The sequence below is a fragment of the Bartonella sp. CB10SXKL genome (assembly GCF_042195515.1).
Lineage (GTDB): Bacteria > Pseudomonadota > Alphaproteobacteria > Rhizobiales > Rhizobiaceae > Bartonella.
In genome coordinates this window covers 94,493-121,446 of the sequence record NZ_JBHION010000003.1, presented here as the reverse complement: position 1 = coordinate 121,446, position 26,954 = coordinate 94,493, and the positions used below count along the sequence as shown (strand labels likewise).

The window sequence follows — 26,954 nt, the reverse complement described above, 5'->3', positions numbered from 1 at the left end:
TTCCTATGACGAATCACTCATAAAATTCACTTGAAACTTAAGGCTCAACAAACATGCACTCCCCTAAATATTCGCCACGCACTTAAAAACACTTAGAATATATCAAGGAGGTTTATACGTCCTATTTATACGCCCTATATCACCACACTTCAAAGGACAGTGTTTTTATAACATCACAGAATAAAAATAAGCAAATAGAAAGCCAGAGCTGATTGTTTAGCAAAGTATTGTACAAAAAGGCGGTACATCTCTCTAATCTGTTGCGGATAAATTTTTGACTTTATGGCATTAACTTTATGGCATCGTATATTTCTAAAATAACGTCATTTATCTTAAAAATCTGTCCTTTTGCTCTTACCAATCAATCAATATTCAGACCTAAAACAACCGCGTACTTGAATAAAACACATCAAAGAGCAAAAGCCCCCCTGACAAGAGGACTCTTCACAAACAAAATCGAAGAGGAAGTTTAAAAAAATATATATAGCGACACTTTGAATAAAAAGTTGAAATCTAGAGATCTTAGAATTTTCGGCTCTATTTTTTCAAGGTATTGTTTTGAATTTTTTTAAGCATTTTCCCCCAAGGAAATTCCATTATCGATCAACAACCGTAGATGATAGATGAAACCTACATAACTCCCCATGCCCACTATAATCAATTCCTTCTTTTAAATAATTAAAAAACTATTGAGATTGTTTAAACTTGAGACTGTATTCCTTCTATATTCTGTTTTTAAGCATTTTGTTTTACTGTATATTGAGCAAAGGCGACCATGCTGGATCTGAAGCATCATTGGGGGTGGGTAATTGACGTTCATTGCGACCCGTAATATCAATCGTATAAATTTTTGGTCCCATACCGGGATTTTTGCGAAAGAACATCAGCACACGACCATTAGGGGCCCAAGTTGGTCCTTCATTGTGAAACCCCGTGGTTAAAATTCGTTCTCCTTGTCCATCAGGGCGCATAACACCGATAGAAAATTGTCCGTTTAATTGTTTTGTAAAGGCGATATAGTCACCCCGTGGAGACCAAATAGGTGTTGAATAACTCCCATCGTTTGAAGAAATACGCTGAATATCACTCCCATCCGCATTCATTTTATAGATTTGCGGCTTTCCACTACGATCTGAAGAAAAGACGATTTGTTTTCCATCCGGTGAATAAGAAGCAGAAGTATCAATAGCAGAAGTTGTTGTAAGTCGCGTCATCGTACGGGTTCGTAAATCCATGGTGTAAAGATTGGCACTCCCATCATTTTGTAACAAACTCATGATAACTTTTTGTCCATCAGAAGAAAAACGTGGAGCAATTGTCATGTTATTAAACGTTCCGATCAACTCTCTTTGCCCCATTTCAATTTGTTGGAGATAAACATGAGGTACTTGATTGTCCTCATAAGCCATATAGGTCATTTCTTGTCTTTTTGGAGAAAAACGCGGCGTAAGCACCAATTCACTTCCATCAGACATATAAATCAAATTTGCGCCATCTTGATCCATCATTGCTAAGCGTTTAATGCGTGCATTTTGGGGGCCTGTTTCATCGATAAAAACAATTCGTGTATCAAAATAACCACTTTCTCCTGTCATCTCACTATAGATCTCATCTGCGATCATATGTGCCACACGCCGCCAACGTTCTGTCGCGGTATAAAAACGCCGTCCTTTCAATTGTCTTTGTCCAAAAACATCCCATAAACGAAAATCGACCCTCAAACGTCCATCGATTTCTCTCATGACTTGCCCAGTAACTAAACCTTGCGCTTTTATTTTCTGCCAAGAAGCAAAATGCGGTTGTTTATTAGGATTAGAAATGTTTTCAAAAAAATTTGCTTTATCAAGCGGTAAAAAAAGCCCCGACCGTTCAAGATCGGCTGTCACCACAGCAGATATTTTCAACCCAATCGAATCATTGGAAATAAAGTCTGTAATTGCAATGGGAATGGGATTAAAATCAGCGCTCGAAATAGTTCCTTTCAATTGCGCATAACCCGATGAATTACTTGAAAGCCACAACCCACAAGTGACAATAAACCAAGCAAAAACTTTATGTCTCGTTATAGTCATCATGGAATGTGTCCTTTCGTTAAGCGCTTTTTTCTCGTTTATCATCTTATTTCTTGGAGGGGATCAACATTAAAGTCAAAACCTTGCCCCCATAGATCATATTGATCACGTGGGAGATCTGCATAAGGTTGGCATGAAAAGACAGCAGCGTACACCTGCCTTATCATAATAGCTTGTTGACTCTCAAGGCCGCTTACGGGATCAATGATAGGATCACCCACAACCATCCCTTCACGGTCTAAGTAAAATCGCAACCGCACAACCGGACGGTTTTTTAAATCGCCGCCAAGCGCCACAAGTTTAAGCTTCTGTTGAATACATCCCCCCGCAATATTGACCAATGTTTGTGCCATTTTTGTGGTATTATTAATATTTTTTCTTGCACCAAAAGCTTCTTGTGTATGAGAACGTTTTGCCCCCCCTCCTTGTGACCGCGCACGATTAAGCAAATTATTTTCCTCCAGAGCTAAAATATCTTCAATGGTCTGTTTCTCTTGGTTTTTCTTGTTAAGCTTTGGCGTATTTTGATTCAATGCAGCCTCATTCTTCCTTGGAGATTTTTCGTCAAACTTTGGTTTAAACTGTGGAAGAAGAGATTTTTCTGGAAGTACAATTTTGGGCGCTTGATGAACAATCTGCTCTGCTGGTACTTTTGGGACCGTTGGAGCCAATTCTTTTGGCGATATCATCTCTTCATTTTTGTGCGCAGGCTTGAGCGCAACCTTAGAGGCATCTTCCGGCACTCTCAAAGGCATCTCAGGTGCAACCTTGGGCGCATCCTCTGGTGCCTCCAAAGGCATCTCAGGCGCAACCTTGGGCGCATCCTCCGGTGCCTCCAAAGGCATCTCAGGTGCAACCTTGGGCGCATCCTCTGGTGCCTCCAAAGGCATCTCAGGTGCAGCCTTGGGCGCATCCTCCGGTGGTGCCTCCAAAGGCATCTCAGGCGCAACCTTGGGCGCATCCTCTGGTGCCTCCAAATGCATCTCAGGTGCAACCTTGGGCGCATCCTCCGGTGCCTCCAAAGGCATCTCAGGTGCAACCTTGGGCGCATCCTCTGGTGCCTCCAAAGGCATCTCAGGTGCAACCTTGGGCGCATCCTCCGGTGCCTCCAAAGGCATCTCAGGCGCAACCTTGGGCGCATCCTCTGTTTTTGCTTCTAATAATTCTGGTTTTGTAAGTTCTGATGCAAATGTTTCTGATGTGTTCTCGCTTGATGGTGGCGATGCTGTTTCAACGGGACGCGGCTTTTCCTTTGGTTGAAATGGTGCAAGACTATCTATTTGTCCCTCTCCAATATGGCGTGCATCTTCTTTCTCTTGTGGCTGCATAGTTGGTTTGACGGCAGGGACAGCACGGATAGGAGCCTTCACGGCTCCTTGTTGAGAAGAAAACTCGTCCACTAAAGGAGCAAGAGTAATGGGAATTGCTTCCAATGGTTGTGGTAAAGAGACAGAGCTTGTAAACTGAATGGCTCCCCAACTGAGAAAAATGACATGGACCACAAGGGATAAAGCCAAGCCTCGTTTCATACTATGATAGGAGTCTTTGTTCATTCTTTATGCCTTATTTATGCCTTACATTTTTTCATTTTTAATCACTCTATGCTCTTTTTAAAAAAAAAATTAAAAACAACCGGTTATGCGCAATTTTATTACTTATTATTTATTGTGCTAGACTTGCTAACGCAACTTGAGAAAACCCCGCTTTTTGAATATCCGCCAGCAGTTTTAATACCTGCTGATATTCAACAGTTTTAGCAACCCGCACAAAAACCCGTTGATCTTTTTGTGTAGCATCTGCCTCCAGAAGAGTTTTCAGGTGTGCAATCAGGGCCTGTGACGTTTCATAATAATCTTGATTAATGGCAAAGCGCCCTTGCGCGTCAAGTGAAACCGTAAGGGGTGTTTTTTGAGCTCGTACGGGACCCGCTTGACTACGAGGCAAATCTAGAGGAACACCGTTCACTAAAAGGGGAGCAGAGACCATAAAAATAATCAACAAGACCAGCATAACATCCACAAAAGGAGTGACATTGATCTCACTCATCAGTTGGCTTCGTGAATGATGCCGCCTACGTGTATTTTTGCGAGAAGAAGAAGCAACAGAAACGCCCATGGATAAGCTCCTTTTTATAAAGAGGAAGGTGCTGTGCGTGTTTCATCAATACGCCGCGATACAATTGTTGAAAATTCATCGGCAAAATTTTCTATTTGTGCAATGATGCGCGCACTTTCATGAGTCAACTTGTTATAAGCAATAACGGCTGGAATTGCTGCAAACAAACCAATAGCGGTTGCCAAAAGCGCTTCTGCAATCCCCGGCGCGACAATGGCAAGTGATGTATTTTGAGAAGCTGAAATAGAAAGAAAAGACTCCATAATACCAATAACTGTTCCAAAAAGTCCGATAAAAGGTCCCGCAGACCCCAGTGTCGCAAGAAAACTTAATTTTGATTCTATTTTTTCACTTTCACGTCCCAGCGTCAAATCCATAGCCTTATCAATTCTGCTCTGCAAACTTTTCGATGTATGGGTCCCTTTTTCAAGAGATTTTTTCCATTCAACCATTGCTGCTATAAAAACTGCGGATATACTATTGGTACGTTGACTTTTGCATGATGCATAAAGATCTTCTAGCGCTTTGCCGGACCAAAATGTACGTTCAAACTGCTTTATTTCACGCCGTATTCTCCGATACGTAAAAATTTTATCAAAAATAATTGCCCAACTCCAGATGGAAGCGAGCAGCAACCCAATCATAACACCTTTCACGATCCAACTCGCTTGCATAAACAAATGCAACATTCCAATTGTTTCCGGATTTGTTAGTTCACCATGCGGCATAATTTTTGTCCCTCTAAATGAAAGGTGTATTTTTAAAAGTTTTATAAAACAGATTATTTTATAGTTTCTAAATTTAAGTAAAAACTCTAGTCTCACATAAATCCATGCGCTAAAACAAGACTTGTTTCTTAAATTTCCTTAAAAAGTGATGACGAGAGACATCCCTCAATGCAGGCCCCTCCTCATTTCACAACAGCATTTATGAAAAATATAACGATAAGAACTTCTCCATAAATACTATAAAAATAAAAGATATAAAAATGCATAATATAAAATCTATTATGCACCACCATCTTTACGCTTATGAAAAGAACGCTAAATCATCATACGCGTTTTAAGCTTAAAATGCTGCAATAAGTCTTAGCACTTGAAAAGATTCATAAGAAGCATTTTATTCCTTTCTTAAGTGTTTTTGTACCCACTCATCAACCCCGCTTGTGATATGTAAGAAAATGTTTTTAATTAATTCGCAGCAATAGAGCTTGAAAAGAAAAAATCTTACAAGTTTCAGAATTATCTAAAAATTGCAACGCAATGAATTATCATTATAAATAAATATGTTATCATCATGAAAAATTATGCTTTGCCTCAGGCTATTGTTTCTCTCATTCTTTAATAAGATCACACCATCGGGCAAAAAAACGACACTAAACCACCCTACCACACCTCACAACAATGCGCCTCCCCCACGCACCCCTACAAGTCCTATATAATCTAGTGTAAGTCTCATGTAATCTCATTGTGTTGTGAATTTGCCTCTTTCAATGCCTATCATCTCTCTGGCACTATGGTATAACGTAAAAGCTTCTGTGATATGAAAAAAGCCTTTTCACGTCTTTACTTCATGAAAACCAGCTTCTTCGCTCTCTTTGCTCACTTGCGATATTTGATCGTTATTGCATTGAGAATGATACATAAGGAACATTTTTACAATTTTTTCAATGATTTATATTGCTCTCTTATGATGTGTAAGCAAATGATTTTAATTGTTTCAATATGAACAGATTTGAAATGCAAAGTATTTTATTCCTCTATTAGGGTTTGTACCCGTGAGAAGTGATAATTTATCTTTCTAAGTCAATATATTATATAATAATATGCTTTTGAAACTTTAAATCAAGAATGCATTTCTGCTTTGTATACATTGATCTCTCACTCATTTACTACGCTTAGAAGCGCACATAAAGTGATGCATTATGGATGAAACACGTGCTCTTGTGATGCCAAATGACAGTCCAGTAAAAAAAACAAATCAAATTGCTTAAAAACACCCTTTGGGTGTTTTTAGACAATTTTCGACCTAATGGCTTATTATCACTTTATTGCAATATTGCGCTGGGTATGTGCATTTTTATAAAAACAAATCTTAATCCATTTTTTATTTATTTTTTTGTACTTTTCGCTGTTTTCCGATGCCAACAAACCTTTCTTCAAAAGAAAGAAAATATCTTGAGTTTATAGCAGAAAATGGATGAGGCGTGTTTAATTTTGTGAAATATCATCTTCAATTTATTGTAGTGTTGTAGCAGAGGTGTTTTCTTTTGCTGTATCGTGTAACCTTGTTGGAAAACATTTAGGCTATAATAAATGTATAGTTTTAGATTGTAGATTACTTTATATCTGCCGATCTCTCCTAAAGCTGCTGGTTCAATGAATAATACTTTTAACCAAGAATTTTTGCAAAAAGTTCTTTGGGTAAACGTCGCGGTTTTGCCTCCTCATTAATCAGAGCAATTTCAACTTTGGCTGTTACCAACGTGGTCATCTCATGCAAAATAGATTGCTCCATAAAAAAGCGTGCCCCTTGGATATGAGTAACACGTGTTTTAACGACTAAAAGATTATCAATTTTAGCTGGTCTTGAAAAATTAATTTCCATATGACGAACAACAAAAAACAGTTTTTCTCCCTCAACCCCTGCTGCTAACATCTTATTATTAAAACCGGCATCTCGTAAAAACTCTGAACGTCCTCGTTCAAAAAACTCAAGATAACGCGCATGATAAACCACACCGGAAAAATCTGTATCAGCAACATAAACGCGGACCTGAAAATTATGAAAAGCGTTTGTATGATTGCTCTTAAAAGGTGTTATTTCTGTCATCGACTTCATGCCCCATAAAATCATCTAATATAGCAAATTGTTTATCAATCAAAAGATTGAACACATTTTTGTGTTGAAGTTGTGGAAAGCAAAAGCAAAAAACCCTCAATAGTGCCAAACTTTTTCGACCAGAATATGTTAAAGGAAGCACGTCTCTTGTATTTTATGACCTTGCTATAAAATGTTCAAATAGTTTCTTTTAATGAAGAAATGCCTTAGTCATCTTCCCCATCCCATAAAGACGTCTGAAGTAATGAATTGTCTTGAGCATCAGAAAGTTGAGAACGCCTTTGTATAGACGTTGTAGAGGCTGGAGCAGAAAGCCCTAAATGGCTCCAAGCCTTTTCAGTTAGAATGCGTCCACGAGCAGTTCTTTGAATAAAACCTTGTTGGAGCAAATACGGTTCAACAATATCTTCAATGGCATCGCGTGGTTCTGATAAAGCAGCAGCAATCGTTTCAATCCCCACCGGTCCCCCTAAAAAAGTTTCCGCAATCAGAAGCAAGTAGCGACGGTCAAGCGGATCAAGACCAAGATGATCGACCTCAAGGCGCGAAAGCGCTTCATCGGCGATTTTTTGGTCAATTTGTTTTGCCTGTTTAACCAAAGCAAAATCACAAACGCGCCGTAAAAGCCGTCCGGCAATACGAGGGGTCCCCCGTGCTCGGCGTGCAATTTCATGGGCACCATCATCACTGATCTTAACGGCAAAAAGCCGCGCATTACGCTGCACAATATATTCCAATTCTTCTATCGTATAAAAATTGAGACGAATTGGGATGCCAAAACGGTCTCTCAGCGGTGTGGTCAAAAGCCCCAAACGTGTGGTTGCCGCTACCAAAGTAAATTTAGCCAGATCAATTTTCACCGAGCGTGCGGCCGGCCCCTCCCCAATGATCAAATCAAGTTGATAATCTTCCATGGCTGGATAAAGAATTTCCTCAATCGCCGGATTTAAGCGATGAATTTCATCAATAAACAAGACATCACGTTCTTCAAGATTGGTCAAGAGAGCGGCTAAATCTCCTGCTTTAGCAATGACCGGCCCTGAAGTAGAGCGAAAATTAACGCCTAATTCTTTTGCCATAATCTGTGAAAGCGTTGTTTTTCCCAACCCCGGTGGCCCTACAAACAAAACGTGATCCAGCGCTTCTTGCCGCGTTTTTGCTGCTTCAATAAATATTTTTAAATTAGCCCGTGCCGCTTCTTGACCAATAAAGTCATCGAGAACTTGTGGTCTTAAGGAACGATCTGGATCGTTAGGAAGGGAGGCGGAACCCAGAAGGCGTTTATCTTCATCTTTATGCATTGTTACCTTGATTTTAAGTAGGAGAAGAAAGCAATTTGAGACTATGGCGGATCAGCAGGGCAGAAGAAACAGTTTCCCCCTCAAGAGCGTTCATCGCAAGAGCAAGAGCACGGGATGCATGCTCCCGTTCAAACCCTAGCTTCATCAACGCGGAAAGCGCATCATGCGCAGGTTGATTGGTCATCTCACGCTGAGAAACCGAAACAGTCTTGAGCGCTTGTTCAAAGGGGAGTGTTTTACTTTTCAACTCACCCACAATTCTTTCACTGACTTTTTTACCAACGCCCGGCGCTCGACTAATCATCGCAACATCGTTTAAGGCAATAGCCTGTGCAAGTTCATCTGGCGATAAAGTACCCAAGATTGCCAAAGCAACCTTTGCCCCTACTCCAGGAACATTTTGTAGAAGACAAAACCACTCCTGTTCAGCTCTTGTAGCAAAACCAAAAAGGCGGATTGCGTCTTCCCGAACATGCGTTTCAATAAAAAGGCTTAACGCCTCCCCAACAGAGGGTAAAGAAGGACGCAGCCGATTTGACACAAAAACAACATAACCCACACCGTGAACATCAAGAAGGATATGATCATCAAAGATATGTTCAAGAGTGCCCTTTAATTTGCCAATCATGTTGCCACCCCACTCATATCGCCTTCCTTGCCTGATAAGATAGGTCAATACTGTTACGGTGCATACTATGACAAAGAGCAAGAGCAAGAGCATCAGCCGCATCACTGCTATCAAATTCAGCCCGTGGGAGGAGAACTTTGACCATCATATGGATTTGTTCTTTAGCCCCATGTCCAACACCAATAACCGATTTTTTCACTTTGTTGGGCGCATATTCAAAAACAGGAAGATTTGCTTGCGCAGGAACCAGCAGTGCAATTGCACGTGCTTGCCCAAGTTTTAAAGTTGCTGTAGCATCTTTATTGACAAACACATGTTCTACAGCGGCTTCATGGGGCATAAATTGATGCACAACCTCTGAAAGACCTTTGTGGATCTGACATAGTCTGGAAGCCAGCTCACACTTTACATCAGAAGAAACCGTCCCTGCTGCAATAAACTGAAGACGATTACCCGAAACATCGATAACGCCCCACCCTGTACGCCGTAATCCGGGATCAATGCCTATAATACGAATCGTCTCTGCCATAAACTACAGTCTATACACTTTTCCCCCCTGTGAATAAAGATGTGAATAAAGACAAGACCACAAAGAAAACAGCAACCCAAGACAAAACCAGTAAAAAGATAATCATCCCCCCAAATTTATACAATTATAACACGCAACGAACAGCATCTTTATGAAGCGTAACTGAAATCAATCAAAACCATTCACACATCACAAGCAAGCACCTTATCAAGCACCCTCTAAAGCATAAAAATTCCCTTTCTATATCATATCCAATGCCATAACGGTTAAACATCGCAAGCGAGCAAATAGATCAGTGCTGGATTGTACATTCATAATGTGTAAAGAGGCTATGCAATGGATGCTACACACTTTGCGAAAACTTTTTACATTATAGCATGACGCTACCATAACACGACAACACGTTGATTTATAAAGATAATTAATTATTTTGTATGTTGCATAAGAATCCCGAATATCCTAAGATTTTCTCATTACAAATCTGTTTATATTGAAGCAATCAAAACCATTCTCTTACATATGAAACGTGGGATTGCCGTATAGAGTGAAACTGTACAAGAAAGGACTAAAAATAATGCTTCTAATGAATTGTCTCAAGTTCCAAAGGCTGCCGCAACATTGGGGACTGGCAAAGATGATGATAGTGCCGGCTTTCTCCTTTGCAAGCATAAAGATGAGAGAGGCTCAACGGATATGAATAAGAACTAAGAGATATTTTTGAATATACTCATCACACCACAATGACATTGCGTAGAGAGGGACATTTCATAGAGAGGAACATTGCATAGGGGCACAGAGAGCCTATAGGACATTCATTATATGGCACTATATGGCATTTTATTTTGGATATTTTATTTTACGCGAAGGAAAATACCTTCCATTCAAAACAAAAGAAGCCCAAAAACTGTAACAATGTGTATCATCCTCATAACACACACTTTACAGCAGCTTTATAGGCATAAATTATAGAGCATAAATAAATTGATGTACAAGCCCCTACTCTATCTTAGAGCCAGATCATTATCATAACCAAAACAAAATCACACGATAGATCAACAGAAAGTATTCCAGCTGCAATCAACCAAAGCCGATTTCCCACAAAACCAACCATACTCCATCCCATGCCATAATTTACAATCAATACCTATACCCTTCAGCTATAAGCTCAAGATATTTCCTACGCTCAAATAGAAATTAGGCAGAAAAAAGCACTCTAGATTAGTTTTAGTTGTGAAATTTCGGTTGTAAAAAAAAATGGGTATACTGCTCTAAATATCGCAAGAAAGAAGCAAGGAGCTATTATTCTCAGCACGCCCAAAAGCTGTTTTGAGTAATTCGATTTGTTTTCCCACTAGATTATCATCGTTCAAGATAAAGCCGCCGCCTATTGACCAAAGTGCTTAAACTACAGCAGCATCTCTAAATGAAAAAAATGCACGCTTCTAAACGCAATGAATGAGAAACAAATTGGCGAAAAACTTCTGGCAATTCATGCCAATGAGGGGTTTCAAGTTCCAATGCTCAGTGTATGAAGTGACACTTTTACAATTTCTTTTTTTATTTGTTCTGATGACATTTCCCCTTCGCACAAAGCAAGAAAATACCACTAAGAACGCCCAAAAGCTGTTTTGAGCAATTCGATTTGTTTTCCCACTAGATTATCATCGTTCAAGATAAAGCCGCCGCCTATTGACCAAAGTGCTTAAACTACAGCAGCATCTCTAAATGAAAAAAATGCACGCTTCTAAACGCAATGAATGAGAAACAAATTGGCGAAAAACTTCTGGCAATTCATGCCAATGAGGGGTTTCAAGTTCCAATGTCGGTGTATGAAGTGACACTTTTACAATTTCTTTTTTATTTGTTCTGATGACATTTCCCCTTCGCACAAAGCAAGGGGAGTACCTCTAAGAACGCCCAAAGGCTGTTTTGAGCAATTCGATTTGTTTTCCCACTGGATTATCATCTTCTAGAGCACAGGAGGCCGCAGTTTCCCACCCAGCACGCATATAGGTTATCCGCGCTTCTAAACGCAATGAATGAGAAACAAATTGGCGAAAAACTTCTGGCAATTCATGCCAATGCGGGGTTTCAAGTTCCAATGTCGGTGTATGAAGTGACACTTTTACAATTTCTTTTTTTATTTGTTCTGATGACATTTCCCCTTCACGCTCTGCGCGAAGAAGAAGGAGTTGAGAAGCGATTTGCATAAGTCGTGTACTTAAATACATAGCCTCTTTTGCATAGATTGCAGAAACCTCTGCCGAAAGAGAGCGTGCTACTAATTTCCCTTCTGAGTCAATATACGCTGCGGTTTTTTCAATCAGCGCCATTGTTTCTTCATAGAGACGATTAAAAGCATTTTCAAAAGCATTATGCTCAATCATGATAATAGGTTCATCATATGGACGTTTATGTACACTCACGCTTTTATACTCCAAGTATCAGCACAAAATTATACCACTCAACGAACAGAGTATTAAAAAGTTTCTTTTGTTGCTGTATAGAACGCTTTTTTTAAAACTGCTACCTCTTTTAATTTTTTTGCGCAACGCACTTTTTATACTAAGGTTAACGTGCCCAACAAACACTATAGGAATGTTTTTTATAAACGGATCATTTTCCTTGAAAATGACCACTGCCAAGATTGCCGTTTTTCACAATAATAAGCGACTCCAAATTGCAAAGCAATACCCGTTATTATTAAGAGGGTATCGGAAAAAAACGTTTCTGTCATCACTGTTTTTATAATTTGTCCAAACATCGCAAAAATGGTTCCCGTTACAAAGACCGGTAAACTATGTTTTCCTAAAATTGCTAAAGGATGTTTCTGAGAGACATAAAACCATTTATTGATGCGCGGCAAAGAAAGAATGAGAAAGGCTAATGCAAGAACATGGAGTAAACGTGGCAAGCTTAAAAAGGTTTTATTAAAGTTCAACAATGGGGAAGACCAGCCAAGCCACCCCAAAATGCCCCACCAGTTTAAGCGAACCCATAACAGCGCCAACAAGAGATACGCTGCCGCACAAACAATCCAAAAAGACTGAAAAGCGATTTTTTTTCCTTGTTTAAGCGCTAAAGTACTGGTCAATCCTATGACAAATAAGAATTGCCAAGACAAAGGATTTAAAAACCACTTTCCCTTTAAAGGATAAGAAGGAGGAGCAATTTTATAAAATCCGCAGATAAGATACAGTGTAAAGGAGCCCAAAAGCAGCCATTTTGTCTGCTTACAACTCAAATAAAGGATAAAAGGCGCAAAAAACATCAAAACGATATAAAGAGGAAGAATATTATTATATCCCAATTGATGCCCAAAGCTTAAGGTACTCAAAAATGCGATACCAGGCTCTTTAAAAAAGAGTCCCACATTGTTCATCGATAAAAGTTTTTCTGTTTTCCATAATAAAAAGGCAGCAAAAAAAAGACTTAACGTGACAAAAGTAGTAAAAAGATATGCACCATAGAGCTGCAGAGCTCTGTACCAAAGTTTTCGGATAATAAAAGCAAAGGATTTTTGCTGTAACCGTCCATGAAAGCTTAACCCAAGAGCAATCCCTGAAAGCAAAACAAACACTTCTGCACAATCAGAAAAACCGAAATTTCTATGAGTAAAAGACTCATAGATCGTTCTGGGAATATGGTTGATGAAAATCGTCAATAAGGCTAAAGAACGAAAAACATCAATACGTGTATCACGGCGAAAAGGTTGAGTATTATGCTCAAGAATACCTTGGTATTTCATCAGTGGACTCCCACACGTCACACCCCCCTTGAAGTCCCATAAAAATGGTGCTTACCCTTATTGCCAACAAGCATGAACAGGATGAAATTTTAATTTTTAAGTGTCAAGTTTCATTTTAAGCGTTTATTTTTTAAAAGGCAAAAGTTTTTTAAAGGCAAAAGAACGAAAAGCGTCCATACGTGTATCACAACAAAAAGGCAACATATTATGCTTAAAAACACTTTCATTTCTCATAAGCAGGCTCCCACACACCCACAAATCCTTTAAATTACGTGAAAATGGTGGTCACTTTTATCACAAATAAGCATAATAGAATGAAACTTTAATTTTTAAGCATTATTTTTTCTAAGAAATAGGGATTTGACATGACACAACAAAAAAATAAACCAATTGATCCACCTCTTTTCCCTCAGTTGATTTTAACACTTGATGTTCGGCGCAACACCCCACACACATTTTTGCAGCAAATTTTGCAAACAAAGTCTTTTGCATGCGTCATCCTCTATGATTCTGAAAAGTTGAAAGATGATAGCTCTTTTTTACAACAACAAGCGCAAACTTACGCAGAAGATATTCAACATCATGACGCAGCCCTTCTCATCGCTGATGACAGCCGCATTGCTGGGCGCATAAAGGCTGATGGATTGCACATAGAAGATGATCTTAACGCTCTTGAAAGCTTCAAAAATCAGCAAAAGGAACAAAAAATCATAGGCTTTGGCAATCTACGCAATCGCCATAGTGCTATGCTTGCAGCGGAAACAGGTGTTGATTACCTGTTCTTTGGAAAACTCGGTGCTGATAAAAAACCCCAAGCGCACCCCCGCAATCTCCAGTTAGCAACATGGTGGGCAGAAATTATGCAAACCCCCGCAATTATCCAAGCAGGAAGCGATTTTTCAACCTTTGATGAAGTCTTAAAGACTGGATGTGAATTCATTGCTGTAGAAGAAGTCATTTTGAGGAACGACAACCCCTTAATACTGCTTAAAACAATGCAAGAAAAATGTGAGAACACCCCCTTGTAATATAGGAGGAGAATTTATAAATAAAGCGTTAACTTTCGTGTTTCTTATATAGAGCACATAACGGCATATACAAATAGGAGAAAAATTCGTTTCGTTCATTCACAATTCAATCAGATCGCTTCATCACGCAGTAAAATTTCCCATCATTTAGTCAAGTTTTCCCACGTTTCAATCAATTGAATGGAAGGTGACCGTCTCTTTTTGTGCATTGTATAAGAAAATGAAATCATAAAGCTATTTAAATTCAAATAGTTATAAAAATAAATCAACATTTTATATTAATAACCAGCGATATTGAAAGAATATAAACAGTGAAATATAGCGGCACCTTCGAAGACCTTAAAGATATAGTTAAAACAGCTGGATATAAAATCATAGAAACTAAGTCTCTATCACTTAATTCTTCTAAAGGATATCAGATCAAAACTTCCGAAGGAGGCGTTATTAATTGGTATGAAAGTACAGGAACAATCAACGTTCAAGGCAAAGAAAACATAAAACAAAAGTTAATAGAAGATTTAGCAAAGCATATAGAAGAAACATCAACGATTCCTTCCTCAAAAACTGCCTCCAATCCTTCAAATAAAAAAATTTTTATCGTTCATGGTCACGATTGTTATGCCTTAACGGAGCTTGAAAATGTTCTTCTCAAGCTTGGTCTCGAACCATACATCTTACAAAACACGAGTGGTAATGGTTTACCCATCATTCAAACTTTGAAAAAAGAAATTTGTGACAGTTCTATAAGTTTTGGTATTGTACTCCTCACGCATGATGACATGGGTTATGCTATATCTCAAGGTGCAGAAAAAATTCAACCCCGTGCACGACAAAACGTTATTTTCGAAATGGGCATGTTAGCTGCCGCACTTCCTCTTGAGAGGATTGCTATTCTACAAAAAGAAGGCATTGAAATGCTTTCAGATGTTGGTGGAGTTTACTACCTTTCTTTTAAAGAACACGTAAACGAAACATTTCCCAAACTTATTAAGCGCTTACAAAAAGCTGATTTCTCTTTTAATACAGATACAATTCATGCATTAAAGTAAATTTGAATAATGCTTATGTTTATTTTTTAAAGCGCACGCCCAAAACCACAAGGCACCTCACCACATGCCACAGACACACACATCCTATAGCACAGAGAAACGATCACCCCCCCCTTCTTCAAACAGCAAGCGATTGTGCAAATTTTAATGAAGAGACCGCGTGTAAATTCATTACCATAGAAGAAATCATTTTAATCCCTTTGATAAACACGGAGGCTGTTGTCATGATTTTGGTAATTGTTCCAGAGAGATTTAAGAAGCAGATAGCCTCTCATTAGATTAAAGAAAAATAGGAAATTCACGTCGGGCATGTACTACAGCTACAATTTCGATTTGATGTGCAGCTACTCGATACAATATAAGGTAATTTGGATGTGCTACAATTTCTCGTAATCCTAATACCTTCTCACTCTGTCTGTATAAATATGGATGTTCAGCCAATGGCAGTACGGATGCTTCCAAAAACCTTTTCATTCGGCGCGCAGAAGATGGATTTTCGCGAGCAATATAGGTAACATCTGACGCAAATTGTCGCGCGCCGAAGACAACCAAACAACCGGAAGCATCACTTGTCCTGTTCAGCTTCAAGCTGACTGATTATAACTTCCATTTCAGCCATAACCTCATCATGCGGAATAGGAGGATATGGATTTGCAAGACTGCTCGCTACCTTATCGCGCAGCCATGCAGTGTAGCTGCTTTCCTGTTCAACGGTTTCGAACTCTGAAATTAGCGGAGAAAGGGTGGGCTTCATAATATATGTCCTTTCTATTCCTGAATATTGGAGATAATTACTCTTGTCTATGTTGTCAATATTAGCGAATTGAAAATGTTTAACTTTTAAGCGTCCAAAGTTCTTTTGATCTTAAAACTTAAGGCTTTTTAACCCTCTCAAAAAACACGGGGGCTAATGTCATGATTTTGACAATCATTCCAGAGAGATTTAAGAAGCGGATAGCCTCTCATAAAAAAACAAATTTTGTAAGTAAAAAACTATTTTTATTGTAAATTTCCTGAAATTACTTTATGAATTAAAAGATGTTTTGGTCGCATACGCAACGACCAAAAGGGGCCTTGAAAACCCTAAGTTCTAGCGTAAAGATGAGCCCACTTTGTGGGTATCCCGGAATTCCGGGAGTTTTTGCTATGTCCAGGTGCTTTAAGCACTAAAAGCAAAAAGGCTGACTAGAACTCAGTATTTTCAAGCTCCCGGAATACTCATGCGAGGGCGCTCGCGACCGGCGGGGGCTTTAAAATGCGAACCAAAGATCTTGATAATGATATTTTCATTGGCAAAAAAATTCGTTTGAGACGAAAAATGCTAAAAATGTCTCAAACAACTTTAGGGCACGCTTTAGGCGTAAGCTTCCAACAAATTCAAAAATATGAAAACGGCTTAAATCGTGTCAGCGCAGGGCGATTAAAGAAAATTTCCGATATCTTGAATGTTCCACTTTCCTTTTTTTACGCGGATATCTTAACAAAACAGCAGTCCCCATACCACCATGATGAAATCGCATCAAGCACAGAGGAATACCTGCTGCTCAAAAGATTTAGAGTTCTAACAACGGTAAAAAAGAAAGCCTTTTTACAGCTGATCTCTGATGAGAATGCAAGCTAACATAACGCGATAGTGTGTGCTATTCAAAGTCCCCTTTGTGAACACTTTATTGCTTGAATGCAAAACATGCCACCCCTCCATTTTAAGAAACGACACGTTAAGAGACACTATTTTAATTTTTATTGTAAATTTCCTAAAATTACTTTATGAATTAAAAGATGTTTTGGTCGCATACGCAACGACCAAGAGGGTCTTGAAAGCCCGAAAATCTAAACATGAATTTACCCCACTTTGTGGGTATCCCGGAATTCCGGGAGTTTTTGCTATGTCCAGGTGCTTTAAGCACTAAAAGCAAAAAAAGCTGATTAGATTTCAGTACTTTCAAGCTCCCGGAATACTCATGCGAGGGCGCTCGCAACCGGCGGGGAAAAATGCAATCTCAAAATCTTAATATTGATCTTTTTATTGGCAAAAAAATTCGTTTGAGTTATTGGCAAAAAAATTCGTTTGAGACGAAAAATGCTAAAAATGTCTCAAACAACTTTAGGGCACGCTTTAGGTGTAAGCTTCCAACAAATTCAAAAATATGAAAACGGCTTAAATCGTGTCAGCGCAGGGCGTTTAATGGAAATTTCTGATATTTTGAATGTTCCCATTGCCTTTTTTTATGCCGATATCATTACAAAACAACAGCCCCCATACCACCATGATGAAATCGCATCAAACACAGAGGAATACCTGCTGCTCAAAAGATTTAGAGTTCTAACAACGGTAAAAAAGAAAGCCTTTTTACAGCTGATCTCTGATGAGAATGCAAGCTAACATCACACGGATAGCGTGCGCTATTCATAAGCATTCATACGTATTTTAAAAAGCAACCTCCATTGTAAGCATTTTTTCATTTTAGGGGGATAAGCCATTGATATAATAGAAGATAAGCATCTTTACATACGATAACCCCTCATCATTATTATTTTTAACAGGACTGTATTATTTTTAACAGAACTGTTTTAAACAGTCTGTCTCTCGTCGACATTTATGCTACTTTTTTAACTTACCCAACCCTACCTTGAACCAAGACGAAAAACTGAGAGATAAAAAGTAATATAGAAATGAAATTCTTATACGGCTTGTAATGATGAAAAAAAAATGTGAAAATTCTGATCGGTAATGAGGAGAAAACACCATGATCAAGAGAAGCGTGAAGCTGCTTATCTTAGGCGTGATTGGGCTTGCAAGTTCTGCTGTAATTTCAGCGGGAAACACTGAAGAAATCTCAAATTCTGAAAGCTCTTTCAATACGATTCAAGAAGCTTCAAACACTCAAGAACCCTTTCAGCCCTTAAAAGCTGGAGACTATGACCAAGCCTATGACTATTACATCCAAGGTTATTATTTAAAAGCTTTTCGTGAAGCACTCCGACGTGCTGAAAAAAATGATCCTTTTGCACAAACTCTTCTTGCCCGAATTTATATGGAAGGATGTGCTGTTCCTATTGACGGTGCGCGTGCTGCTTTATGGTTTGAACGCGCTGCAAAACAGGGGGAACCCCAAGCACAACTACGCTATGGACTTATGTTGTTTGATGGTAACTTTATAAAACAAAATCAAGGACTTGGTGCGCAATTCATTCAAAAAGCTGTCAAAGCAGGCGTCAAGGAAGCCTATTTTTATTATGGACAACTGCTTCTTTATAAAGCCTCACAGGAAAAACAAGCTCTCCCTGGTGTTTCTTCCCAAAGTCGTGAAAATGAAGCAATAGAGCAAGCCTTAAAATGGTACTTAAAAGGTGCTGCTCTTGGCGATGCTGAAGCGGCTTTTTCTGCTGCAAAAATTCTTTCCTTAGGCACGTTAAAGCGACCAAAAGATGATCGCAATGCCCGCAAGCTCATGGAGGTAGCGGCTCAAAACAATCACTTAAAAGCTCAACTTCATTTAGCACAATGGCTTGTACAGGGGCGTGGAGGAGAAACAGATTTTCAGCGTGCTTTTCATTTACTTCAAAGAAATGCGATCAACATGGTAGCACCAGCACAGATTTCCCTTGCAAGGCTTTATCGAGATGGCACAGGAACAAAAGGCGATATAATAATGGCAGCGGCATGGTATATGCTCGCAAAGGAGGCAAAAATGCAAGCTCCTGATCTTGAAATAATGCTCCAAGGCATGGATAAGGCACAACTAGAAAAAGCGCACAAAGAAGCAATAAAGCTCCTTCCTGTTTTTTAAAATACTCCTCTCTGCATCAAAAAGATAAAATTTATAGAAATTCCGGGAGATTTTGCTCTGTCCAAGTGCTTTAAGCACTAAAAGCAAAAAGGCTGATTCGGATTCAGTATTTTCAAGCTCCCGGAATACCAACGCGAGGACGCTCGCACTCGGAGGGGGCTTTAAAATGCGAGCCAAAAATCTTGATAACGACATTTTCATTGGTAAAGAAAACGCACTGGTATCATTTGCTTAAGCAAACAATACCCAATAAGCAAAAGAGCTAGGCTATCCTGAAAATTCCGAAAGCTCTATTTTTTCATTCTTTTTTCTTGGACGAAAAACACGCCGCCTCTCAGTAAAAAGCTATTTTTTATTGTAAATTTCCTAAAATTACTTTATGACTTGAAAAGTGTCTTGGTCGCATACGCAACGACCAATAGGGATCTAAAAACCCGAAAACTCAAACATGAATTGACCCCGCTTTGCGGGTATCCCGGGATTCCGGGAGATTTTGCTATGTCCAAGTGCTTTAAGCACTAAAAGCAAAATGCTGATTTGAGTTCAGTGTTTTTAGACTCCCGGAATACCAACGCGAGGGCGCTCGCAACCGGCGGGGGCTTTAAAATGCGAGCCAAAAATCTTGATAATGACATTTTCATTGGCAAAAAAATTCGTTTGAGACGAAAAATGCTAAAAATGTCTCAAAAAACATTAGGTCAACATTTAGGTGTTACTTTCCAACAAATCCAGAAATATGAAAACGGCTTAAATCGTGTCAGCGCAGGGCGTTTAAAAGAAATTGCCGATATCTTAAATGTTCCACTTGTCTTTTTCTATGCGGACACCTCAGCAAAACAACAGCCCCCATACCCTCATGATGAAATCGCATCAAGTACAGAAGAATACCTGCTGCTCAAAAGATTTAGAGTTCTAACCTCGATAAAACAAAGAGCCATTTTACAATTACTCTCTGATCAAAATGAAAGCTTTTAACATCATGACATAGAGCACTACACTCTCTGTTCTTAACTTGCCTCCCATCCCTCAAAGGACAGAAGCCCCTTCCCTATCCGGTTGGGAAACAATCCGTCTTCTCAGAACAGAACTCTTTTAGCTTCCCATTTTATGTGGTTCATTTCACAAGATTATCCGGACAAGCTCCCTCAAATATTCACCACACACTCTCATAAAAACATCACATGTGCAAAGTTTTATGTCTTATAGCACCACACCTCAAACGACAGTATTTTACAGCAAACAGAATAAGCATTCATACGTATTTAAAAAAAGATAGCCCTCAAAAAGCAATGCTTGAAAATTTTTTTGATCAATCTGGAATAACACTTAACACATCATTTTATAATAGAGATGGAGGACATGATCTTAACATGCAAACGCAAAAAATTGCTTTTTTATCATAATCACTAAAAGCAGCAGTTTATTAAAATATACGCCACCAGAAGCACTTCAAGCAGCCTTTACAGCTGAAACCATTATTCATTGATTAATTAACTGATTGATTAGATACCGATATGTTGTTAATGTGCTATGCGTAAAGTTGCTCTTATTTCTGGAAGAGGAGCTTCGCAAATAAAGAGCAACAATAAGTAAGGGGAATTAAAGATGTTAAAATATTTATTGCTGTCACCGGTTGTGTTGGTGGCTGGTTGCGCATCTGTAGGCAATTATTCATCAAATTATGTTGATCAAAGTCTTACAAAGCGTCAGGCACAATTAGTCGCTAACAAATTTATTAGCGATATCAAGAGATCTCTACCACCAGCTACAACCACACTTCTTATAAAGAAAAATAATACAGCAGACAGCTTTACTCCTTTATTTATCAATCTGTTGCGACGGAATGGATATAATGTGATCTATACAGATCAACCTCAAAAGCAACAAAATATGGGTGTAACTTTGAGTTATAGAATACAATTAAATAGTAGCACTATAGTGTCTCTTCTTCAGTATAATGTGAACGGAGAACCACGTGCTCATATAAGTACTCAGCCCAGATGAACCCGCTATTTAATGTAAACATTCTCTATATTTTACACGTAAAGACTTAAAAGCTCTTGCGAAAGGCAAAGAGATTTGCACCTCAATAAAAAACCTCATTTTTAGCCAGAGTGGATAAATTTTATTATAGATTGTGACAATACAAAATAGTGTAAATTATAGCTTTAAGATTTAAGAAAAGAAGAATACTAAAAATAATGAAAATGCCCCACACCCTAGTGAATTGTTACGCGAAGATGTAAATGCAAAACTTGGACTATCTGTGATTGAAGCAGCTGAAGAGTTTTCTATATCCCGTGTAGCATTTTCTAGGGTCTTGGTAAAATCCTTATAACGACATTTTCAGTGGCAAATTCATTGGCAAAAAATTCGTTTGAGACGAAAAATGCTAAAAATGTCTCAAAAAACATTAGGTTAACATTTAGGTGTCACTTTCCAACAAATCCAGAAATATGAAAACGGATTAAATCGTGTCAGCGCAGGGCGTTTAAAAGAAATTGCCGATATCTTAAATGTTCCACTTGTTTTTTTCTATGCGGACACCTCAGCAAAACAACAGCCCCCATACCCTCATGATGAAATCGCATCAAGTACAGAAAAATACCTGCTTCTCAAAAAATTTAGAGTCCTAACCTCGATAAAACAAAGAGCCATTTTACAATTACTCTCTGATCAAAATGAAAGCTAACATCATACGATAACACACACCACGCTCTATCCCATGAGACACTCATAATAAACTCCGTATTCACATATTCTTAATTAAAAACACCTCATGGGTTTAGGGAACTTATATCATTACCATCAATTATATCATTGCCATCAATGATGATATTTTACGACACAACGGGATAAATTTCCCCAAAAATTCTAAAAAATTTTTGTGCAAATTTTTAAAAAGCTTGCGTCTGAGCGCTTTTTATGGTCTTGCAAAGAACTGAAAAGCAAAAATACATAAAGGTCCTTTTTTACTTAAGCTTTTCTCTTTGCAAAAAGCAGGAGAAAGCCCATAAAGAGCACACAGGACCATGAGAGAGCCGCAAGGTTAATCAAAGGGATTTTAGCCCGAAAATAACAAAAGAGCTTGACTGTTAAAGGCAGCAAAGAAAAGCGCCATAAAGACAACAAGAGAGTTCTTTTTGCAAGAATAGAATTGGATAGAAACGATGAAAATTAATGGCAATGAAATTCGCCCTGGTAATGTGATCGAACATCAAGGAAGTTTATGGGTTGCTGTTAAATGCAACGCTGTAAAACCAGGAAAAGGTGGTGCATTTAACCAAGTTGAAATGAAAAATTTGATTGATGGTACAAAACTTAATGAACGATTTCGCGCTGCTGAGACCGTTGAACGCGTGCGCCTTGAACAAAAGGATTTCACATTTCTTTATCAACAAGGGGATGCTTTGGTCTTTATGGATTCAGAATCTTATGAACAACTTGAACTCCAAAAGGATTTTGTTGGTGAACGTGCTGCGTTTCTCCAAGATGGGATGACTGTCACAGTTGAACTTTATCAAGAAAAGCCTATTGGCATCTCACTTCCTGATCAAGTTGCTGTCACGATTGCGGAAGCCGATCCTGCCATCAAAGGACAAACGGTTACCTCCTCTTATAAACCCGCCATTCTTGAAAACGGGATTCGTATTCTTGTTCCCCCCTTTATGAATGCTGGTGAACGTATCATTGTAGACACCAATGAGTTGATTTATTTGCGTCGTGCAAATGAAAAAGATAAATAAAGGAATAAAAAATGGCCCATTCTGCAGTCATGAATGTCATGGTGCAAGCTGCAATGAAAGCAGGACGCTCGTTGGTACGTGATTACGGTGAAGTGCAAAATTTGCAAGTGTCTTTGAAAGGACCAGCAGATTATGTCAGCCAAGCAGATCGCAAAGCGGAAAAAATTATTTTCAATGAATTAAGCAAAGCGCGCCCCAAATTTGGTTTTCTGATGGAAGAGTCAGAAGAAATCATTGGAGAAGATTCACAACACCGTTTTATTGTTGACCCTTTAGATGGCACCACAAATTTTCTCCATGGCATTCCTTTTTTTGCTGTTTCCATTGCCTTAGAAAGCCAAGGGAAAATCGTTGGTGGTGTCATTTACAATCCCGTGAATGATGAACTCTTCACCGCAGAACGCGGGTGTGGTGCTTTTTTCAATGACCGCCGCTGTCGCGTTTCTGCACGGCGCAGACTAGAAGATTGTGTCATTGCCACAGGCATGCCTCATTTTGGTCGCCCAAATCATGGAGCCTATCTTATTGAATTACGTAATGTGATGGCAGAGGTTGCCGGACTTCGCCGTTTTGGTGCTGCTGCGCTTGATTTAGCTTATGTTGCTGCTGGAAGAACCGATGGCTTTTGGGAAGATAACCTGCAAATTTGGGATATGGCTGCTGGAATACTGATGGTTCGTGAAGCAGGTGGTTTTGTCACCGATAAAGAAGGCGGTAGCGATATATTCCGCAAAAAAAATATCATTGCCGGCAATGAACACATTCGCCTAAAATTAGAAAAAACCCTCAAAAAAGGCATTTAAACCTAAAAAGATCTAGCAGATTATGTCAGCCAAGCAGATCGCAAAGCGGAAAAAATTATTTTTAATGAATTAAGCAAAGCGCGCCTCAAATTTGGTTTTCTGATGGAAGAGTCAGAAGAAATCATTGGCGAAGATTCACAACACCGTTTTATTGTTGACCCTTTGAGATGGCACCACAAATTTTCTCCATGGCATTCCCTTTTTTGCTGTTTCCATTGCCTTAGAAAGCCAAGGAAAAATCGTTGGTGGTGTCATTTACAATCCCGTGAATGATGAACTCTTCACCGCAGAACGCGGATGTGGTGCTTTTTTCAATGACCGACGCTGTCGCGTTTCTGCACGGCGTAGACTAGAAGATTGTGTCATTGCCACGGGAAATGCCTCATTTTGGTCGTCCAAATCATGGAACCTATCTTTTTGAATTACGCAATATAATGATGGAAGTTGCCAAACTTCGCCGTTTTGGTGCTGCTGCTCTCGAATTTAGCTTATGTCGCCGCAGAAAAAACCGATGGTTTTTGGGGAGATAACCTGCAAATTTGGGATATGGCTGCTGGAATACTGATGGTTCGTGAAGCAGGTGGTTTTGTCACCGATAAAGAAGGCGGTAGCGATATATTCCGCAAAAAAAATATCATTGCCGGCAATGAACACATTCGCCTAAAATTAGAAAAAACCCTCAAAAAAGGCTTAAACTTTATAGTCTTTTAAAAAGCCCCTTAAAATCAGTCCCCCTCCTTAGAATTTTATAAAATCCGAAAAAAGCAATGTAGAGAAAGAATTTTCAACTTTCTTTACAGACACAATAGAAAATGATGAATGAAACACCATCACCAATCATCAAGCCCCCATCCCCCTAAAGATGCAATTATAGCTTAGCCAATGTTATTAAAGCTGATGTTTTTCTCAATTCCCCTGCAAACAAACTGAAAAAGGCAATAAACACAAATCCCATCATAACAAAACGCCACAAGAAGCAATTATCGTCCCCAAAGCAAGAACACAGTCTATTTACTCCTCAATATATGCTCTTTACAGTGCGCTATCCATTGATCGAAAATCTCCTCTCTCATAAAAGCTGCCGCATATGTTTAAGAGTTTTCACTCTTTTCCACCACTACATAATAGCAGAAATTTCAGAAAAACCACTGATTCAGTGGGCTGTTCTCTAGCCCTTTATTCAACCGTTTTACAAATAGTTTATCAAATGCCGCCGACATTTATAATAATGAAAATCTTTGTTTTCCAAAATTGCTTTCTGCATTTCACTTGCAAGCTGCTCTTTATCTTTTTCAACAGCCTCTTTCAGCGCCTTTATCTTCTCATTACCGAAGATAATTTTTAATTTTTCTTTTAACTTTTTTTCCTCAACAAGCTTCTCCCAAAAGATCAATCGGTTATCACATGTCTCATTTGCTGCTTTTATCCATTCTCTGGCTCCTAATTTGTAAGCTTCTTCAAATGTTGGATTCCCCTCAGCTATGGAAAGATTTTTTGCTCTATTTGTGTCATTCTCTTTACAAGTATTGATTACATCTCTAACTGTGACAGAATGGCAACCATTATCAAAGGCAACATAGCCTTTTTTCACTGTTTTAATAAGCTTCTTATAGTAAATGAAAGTTTCTCTTGCCGCCTTATAATCACTGGAAAAATCACACAACAACAACAACACTTTCTTTTTACAATATAATAATAAAATACACTCACCAGACCAAGATTCCGAAAGCTTTAGCATTTCCTCTATCTCTTCGTGTTCTGTACTTATAGATATGTTGTCCCACAAAGTATCTGTAAATTTTTTCTTTTTATCCTCCCCTGTAGAGTTTTCCTTTTGGTGCTGTTTGCATTCAGCTGTAATCATATCATCAAGAACATATAACCACCAATGAAGTAATAACATCGTAGGTTGACTCCGTTTTTTGTTCGTAAGAGGATCTACAAACTTTTGCAGAGTTATTCCATTCTTTCTCATTAATCGCACTGCTTTTACAAAAAATTTCCTAAAATACGAGGTATCCAAGAGACTACATATTTTTTTGTAATGTTCATAAGTAAGTTTTTTTTCGAGTGCTTGTTTGTACAATAAACGCACTTCGTGCTCCCCTCGAACACAAATATCCTTTACAAATGGAAGCCGATCTCCACTGAATTTCATATCTTCCCTAGGATTTTTTATCCCCAGTACGTCTCTTTCCCATAGCCTTACTCCCTCATCCCATTGTTTCAACCATTCCTGCGATATTTTTTGAGTTTTTTTAACAAGCCTTTGTTCCCCTTGAGCAATAATATCTTGATATCCAGCGCACTCTTGCTCTTTTTGCTCAAGTTGTTTAGTTAAATGCTTGTTCTGATAAATTGCCAATGCAAGCATTAAGCTTCCCCCACAACACACTATCATTGCCAAACCGAACAAAAAATCCACTGAGTATCCCAAATACCACGACTTCCCCATCCATATGATGCACAAAATCATAACGCCGAATCTTCCGCTCCCACATTTTTTCCCCCATTTCCAAATGACCTTAATTGTAGCTATTATGAAAGCTATTGCCAATTTTATGTCTTCTTCCATTCTTGCTCTCTTTTATTCCCACCAATATTTAACGCAGCTCTTTTATCGATTTCTCGATATTGTATCATTATGTGTACATATGATTTGAAAATCACTACATATTATATTTTAATAAAAACAACACACAAAATATAGATATTTTTGTTTGTAAAATAAAACAATTTGTATTTAATAATGCTGTTTTAGTGATTTATGTACTTTAAAGAAAAGCCTTATAAGCCCTCAAAATGCATGATCCATGAAATATTGATTTTCAAAGTAATAAAAAGCGTCTCTCTGCTCATTTATCGGCTCTTTTTTAGTAAAGCGACATCATCATACACTTTCCTAATCCCCTCAATATTACTACAGCCCCTAAAACTTGAGACGCTTCATGAAGAAGACTTATTCTTTCTTTAAGTATTTTTACTTCACGCGAGCTCTCTCTGCTTGGTATATGCAAGAGACATGGTTTTGACTAATGCAACATAATCAAATTTGAAACGAGAAATTCCATGTAAGATCTTTCATGAAAAACAATGAGTTATCATTATAAATCAACGTGACAGTGCTGTTATAAAGAGAACTCCTCGCTCATCTTAATAGTCCATAGCGATTTAACTGGATATCGTTTTATATTCTATACACAGAAGTGTCTTTATAAAAATACTTCATCTCAGGCAAAAAAAAAGAACAGCCTATTAAAAAAGAAAAACATCTCAATGCTTGCCTTTCTTTTTTCCATGAGA

General features: G+C 38.5%; 21 protein-coding genes and 5 pseudogenes. 11 read left to right on the top strand and 15 right to left on the bottom strand.

The genetic code is table 11. The features are described from left to right. Positions 1-749 precede the first annotated feature (749 nt). From tolB to ACFIK3_RS02845, 12 genes and pseudogenes are all read right to left on the bottom strand, one after another. Entirely contained in the window at positions 750-2,075 is a 1,326-nt protein-coding gene (gene tolB, locus ACFIK3_RS02895; protein ID WP_375630936.1) for a Tol-Pal system beta propeller repeat protein TolB, read from the bottom strand. 38 nt (positions 2,076-2,113) lie between these two features. Next, entirely contained in the window at positions 2,114-3,625 is a 1,512-nt protein-coding gene (locus ACFIK3_RS02890) for a cell envelope biogenesis protein TolA (protein WP_375676220.1), read from the bottom strand. A 109-nt stretch (positions 3,626-3,734) separates the two neighbouring features. Beyond that, entirely contained in the window at positions 3,735-4,187 is a 453-nt protein-coding gene (gene tolR / locus ACFIK3_RS02885) for a protein TolR (protein ID WP_375627998.1), read from the bottom strand. A 14-nt stretch (positions 4,188-4,201) separates the two neighbouring features. Further along, a complete protein-coding gene (gene tolQ / locus ACFIK3_RS02880) occupies positions 4,202-4,915 on the bottom strand; it encodes a protein TolQ (protein ID WP_273790464.1) in 714 nt (237 codons plus the stop codon). Between the two features lie 1,663 nt (positions 4,916-6,578). Continuing rightward, complete coding sequence (gene ybgC, locus ACFIK3_RS02875) at positions 6,579-7,019, bottom strand: tol-pal system-associated acyl-CoA thioesterase (protein WP_273790465.1); 441 nt, start codon at positions 7,017-7,019, stop codon at positions 6,579-6,581. A gap of 215 nt (positions 7,020-7,234) precedes the next feature. Continuing rightward, positions 7,235-8,329: a Holliday junction branch migration DNA helicase RuvB gene (gene ruvB / locus ACFIK3_RS02870; RefSeq protein ID WP_273790466.1), complete on the bottom strand. Its 1,095-nt coding sequence runs from the start codon at positions 8,327-8,329 to the stop codon at positions 7,235-7,237. 13 nt (positions 8,330-8,342) lie between these two features. Continuing rightward, positions 8,343-8,957, bottom strand: coding sequence for a Holliday junction branch migration protein RuvA (gene ruvA / locus ACFIK3_RS02865; protein WP_273790467.1), 615 nt, complete (start codon positions 8,955-8,957; stop codon positions 8,343-8,345). Positions 8,958-8,970: 13 nt separating this feature from the next. Next, entirely contained in the window at positions 8,971-9,486 is a 516-nt protein-coding gene (ruvC, locus tag ACFIK3_RS02860) for a crossover junction endodeoxyribonuclease RuvC (RefSeq protein ID WP_375676219.1), read from the bottom strand. 1,268 nt (positions 9,487-10,754) lie between these two features. Then, a pseudogene (locus ACFIK3_RS02855) lies at positions 10,755-11,071 on the bottom strand (DUF1465 family protein); the annotation flags it as partial. A gap of 21 nt (positions 11,072-11,092) precedes the next feature. After that, positions 11,093-11,371, bottom strand: a pseudogene (locus ACFIK3_RS09920) (DUF1465 domain-containing protein); the annotation flags it as partial. Positions 11,372-11,393: 22 nt separating this feature from the next. Further along, positions 11,394-11,912 carry a DUF1465 family protein gene (locus ACFIK3_RS02850; RefSeq protein ID WP_375630932.1) on the bottom strand — a complete coding sequence of 173 codons (519 nt, stop codon included), beginning with the start codon at positions 11,910-11,912 and terminating at the stop codon, positions 11,394-11,396. A gap of 179 nt (positions 11,913-12,091) precedes the next feature. Beyond that, on the bottom strand, positions 12,092-13,234 hold the full coding sequence (locus ACFIK3_RS02845) for an OpgC family protein (protein ID WP_375643261.1): 1,143 nt from the start codon (positions 13,232-13,234) through the stop codon (positions 12,092-12,094). Between the two features lie 365 nt (positions 13,235-13,599). On the opposite strand from ACFIK3_RS02845, the gene ACFIK3_RS02840 reads away from it, so the two are divergent. Beyond that, on the top strand, positions 13,600-14,262 hold the full coding sequence (locus tag ACFIK3_RS02840; protein WP_375676218.1) for a thiamine phosphate synthase: 663 nt from the start codon (positions 13,600-13,602) through the stop codon (positions 14,260-14,262). A gap of 311 nt (positions 14,263-14,573) precedes the next feature. After that, the gene (locus tag ACFIK3_RS02835; RefSeq protein ID WP_375676217.1) at positions 14,574-15,311 is read left to right on the top strand and encodes a TIR domain-containing protein; all 738 of its coding nucleotides are present in this window, start codon (positions 14,574-14,576) and stop codon (positions 15,309-15,311) included. Between the two features lie 279 nt (positions 15,312-15,590). Here ACFIK3_RS02835 and ACFIK3_RS02830 read toward each other — a convergent pair whose 3' ends face one another. Together ACFIK3_RS02830 and ACFIK3_RS02825 are read right to left on the bottom strand one after the other, a co-directional pair. Further along, complete coding sequence (locus ACFIK3_RS02830; protein WP_375676216.1) at positions 15,591-15,899, bottom strand: type II toxin-antitoxin system RelE/ParE family toxin; 309 nt, start codon at positions 15,897-15,899, stop codon at positions 15,591-15,593. Next, positions 15,877-16,065 carry an antitoxin gene (locus ACFIK3_RS02825; RefSeq protein WP_375613201.1) on the bottom strand — a complete coding sequence of 63 codons (189 nt, stop codon included), beginning with the start codon at positions 16,063-16,065 and terminating at the stop codon, positions 15,877-15,879. Before ACFIK3_RS02825 ends, ACFIK3_RS02830 begins: the two co-directional genes overlap by 23 nt. Before the next feature lie 501 nt (positions 16,066-16,566). On the opposite strand from ACFIK3_RS02825, the gene ACFIK3_RS02820 reads away from it, so the two are divergent. The 9 genes and pseudogenes from ACFIK3_RS02820 to ACFIK3_RS02780 all read left to right on the top strand — a co-directional run. Continuing rightward, entirely contained in the window at positions 16,567-16,932 is a 366-nt protein-coding gene (locus tag ACFIK3_RS02820; RefSeq protein ID WP_375676215.1) for a helix-turn-helix domain-containing protein, read from the top strand. Between the two features lie 371 nt (positions 16,933-17,303). Then, positions 17,304-17,694 (top strand): annotated as a pseudogene (locus tag ACFIK3_RS02815) (helix-turn-helix domain-containing protein). Between the two features lie 364 nt (positions 17,695-18,058). Beyond that, complete coding sequence (locus ACFIK3_RS02810; RefSeq protein WP_375676214.1) at positions 18,059-19,102, top strand: tetratricopeptide repeat protein; 1,044 nt, start codon at positions 18,059-18,061, stop codon at positions 19,100-19,102. 606 nt (positions 19,103-19,708) lie between these two features. Further along, positions 19,709-20,077, top strand: a complete 369-nt coding sequence (locus ACFIK3_RS02805; RefSeq protein WP_273790479.1) for a helix-turn-helix domain-containing protein — start codon at positions 19,709-19,711, stop codon at positions 20,075-20,077. A 630-nt stretch (positions 20,078-20,707) separates the two neighbouring features. Beyond that, positions 20,708-21,106 (top strand): hypothetical protein, encoded by a 399-nt coding sequence (locus tag ACFIK3_RS02800; protein WP_375676213.1) that lies wholly within the window; start codon positions 20,708-20,710, stop codon positions 21,104-21,106. A gap of 352 nt (positions 21,107-21,458) precedes the next feature. Further along, positions 21,459-21,794: pseudogene (locus tag ACFIK3_RS02795) on the top strand (helix-turn-helix domain-containing protein). A 478-nt stretch (positions 21,795-22,272) separates the two neighbouring features. Further along, entirely contained in the window at positions 22,273-22,848 is a 576-nt protein-coding gene (gene efp / locus ACFIK3_RS02790; RefSeq protein WP_015856958.1) for an elongation factor P, read from the top strand. 11 nt (positions 22,849-22,859) lie between these two features. After that, on the top strand, positions 22,860-23,651 hold the full coding sequence (locus ACFIK3_RS02785) for an inositol monophosphatase family protein (protein ID WP_273790481.1): 792 nt from the start codon (positions 22,860-22,862) through the stop codon (positions 23,649-23,651). A 6-nt stretch (positions 23,652-23,657) separates the two neighbouring features. Then, positions 23,658-24,362, top strand: a pseudogene (locus tag ACFIK3_RS02780) (inositol monophosphatase family protein); the annotation flags it as partial. A 478-nt stretch (positions 24,363-24,840) separates the two neighbouring features. Here ACFIK3_RS02780 and ACFIK3_RS02775 read toward each other — a convergent pair. Next, positions 24,841-26,226 (bottom strand): hypothetical protein, encoded by a 1,386-nt coding sequence (locus ACFIK3_RS02775; RefSeq protein WP_375676212.1) that lies wholly within the window; start codon positions 26,224-26,226, stop codon positions 24,841-24,843. Positions 26,227-26,954 lie beyond the last annotated feature (728 nt).

Excerpts from the sequence above, each read along its gene's own strand:
- tolB (WP_375630936.1), bottom strand. The coding sequence starts at position 2,075 with ATGATGACTATAACGAGACATAAAGTTTTTGCTTGGTTTATTGTCACT.
- ACFIK3_RS02890 (WP_375676220.1), bottom strand. The coding sequence starts at position 3,625 with ATGAACAAAGACTCCTATCATAGTATGAAACGAGGCTTGGCTTTATCC.
- tolR (WP_375627998.1), bottom strand. The coding sequence starts at position 4,187 with ATGGGCGTTTCTGTTGCTTCTTCTTCTCGCAAAAATACACGTAGGCGG.
- tolQ (WP_273790464.1), bottom strand. The coding sequence starts at position 4,915 with ATGCCGCATGGTGAACTAACAAATCCGGAAACAATTGGAATGTTGCAT.
- ybgC (WP_273790465.1), bottom strand. The coding sequence starts at position 7,019 with ATGACAGAAATAACACCTTTTAAGAGCAATCATACAAACGCTTTTCAT.
- ruvB (WP_273790466.1), bottom strand. The coding sequence starts at position 8,329 with ATGCATAAAGATGAAGATAAACGCCTTCTGGGTTCCGCCTCCCTTCCT.
- ruvA (WP_273790467.1), bottom strand. The coding sequence starts at position 8,957 with ATGATTGGCAAATTAAAGGGCACTCTTGAACATATCTTTGATGATCAT.
- ruvC (WP_375676219.1), bottom strand. The coding sequence starts at position 9,486 with ATGGCAGAGACGATTCGTATTATAGGCATTGATCCCGGATTACGGCGT.
- ACFIK3_RS02845 (WP_375643261.1), bottom strand. The coding sequence starts at position 13,234 with ATGAAATACCAAGGTATTCTTGAGCATAATACTCAACCTTTTCGCCGT.
- ACFIK3_RS02840 (WP_375676218.1), top strand. The coding sequence starts at position 13,600 with ATGACACAACAAAAAAATAAACCAATTGATCCACCTCTTTTCCCTCAG.
- ACFIK3_RS02825 (WP_375613201.1), bottom strand. The coding sequence starts at position 16,065 with ATGAAGCCCACCCTTTCTCCGCTAATTTCAGAGTTCGAAACCGTTGAA.
- ACFIK3_RS02820 (WP_375676215.1), top strand. The coding sequence starts at position 16,567 with ATGCGAACCAAAGATCTTGATAATGATATTTTCATTGGCAAAAAAATT.
- ACFIK3_RS02810 (WP_375676214.1), top strand. The coding sequence starts at position 18,059 with ATGATCAAGAGAAGCGTGAAGCTGCTTATCTTAGGCGTGATTGGGCTT.
- ACFIK3_RS02805 (WP_273790479.1), top strand. The coding sequence starts at position 19,709 with ATGCGAGCCAAAAATCTTGATAATGACATTTTCATTGGCAAAAAAATT.
- ACFIK3_RS02800 (WP_375676213.1), top strand. The coding sequence starts at position 20,708 with ATGTTAAAATATTTATTGCTGTCACCGGTTGTGTTGGTGGCTGGTTGC.
- efp (WP_015856958.1), top strand. The coding sequence starts at position 22,273 with ATGAAAATTAATGGCAATGAAATTCGCCCTGGTAATGTGATCGAACAT.
- ACFIK3_RS02785 (WP_273790481.1), top strand. The coding sequence starts at position 22,860 with ATGGCCCATTCTGCAGTCATGAATGTCATGGTGCAAGCTGCAATGAAA.
- ACFIK3_RS02775 (WP_375676212.1), bottom strand. The coding sequence starts at position 26,226 with ATGGAAGAAGACATAAAATTGGCAATAGCTTTCATAATAGCTACAATT.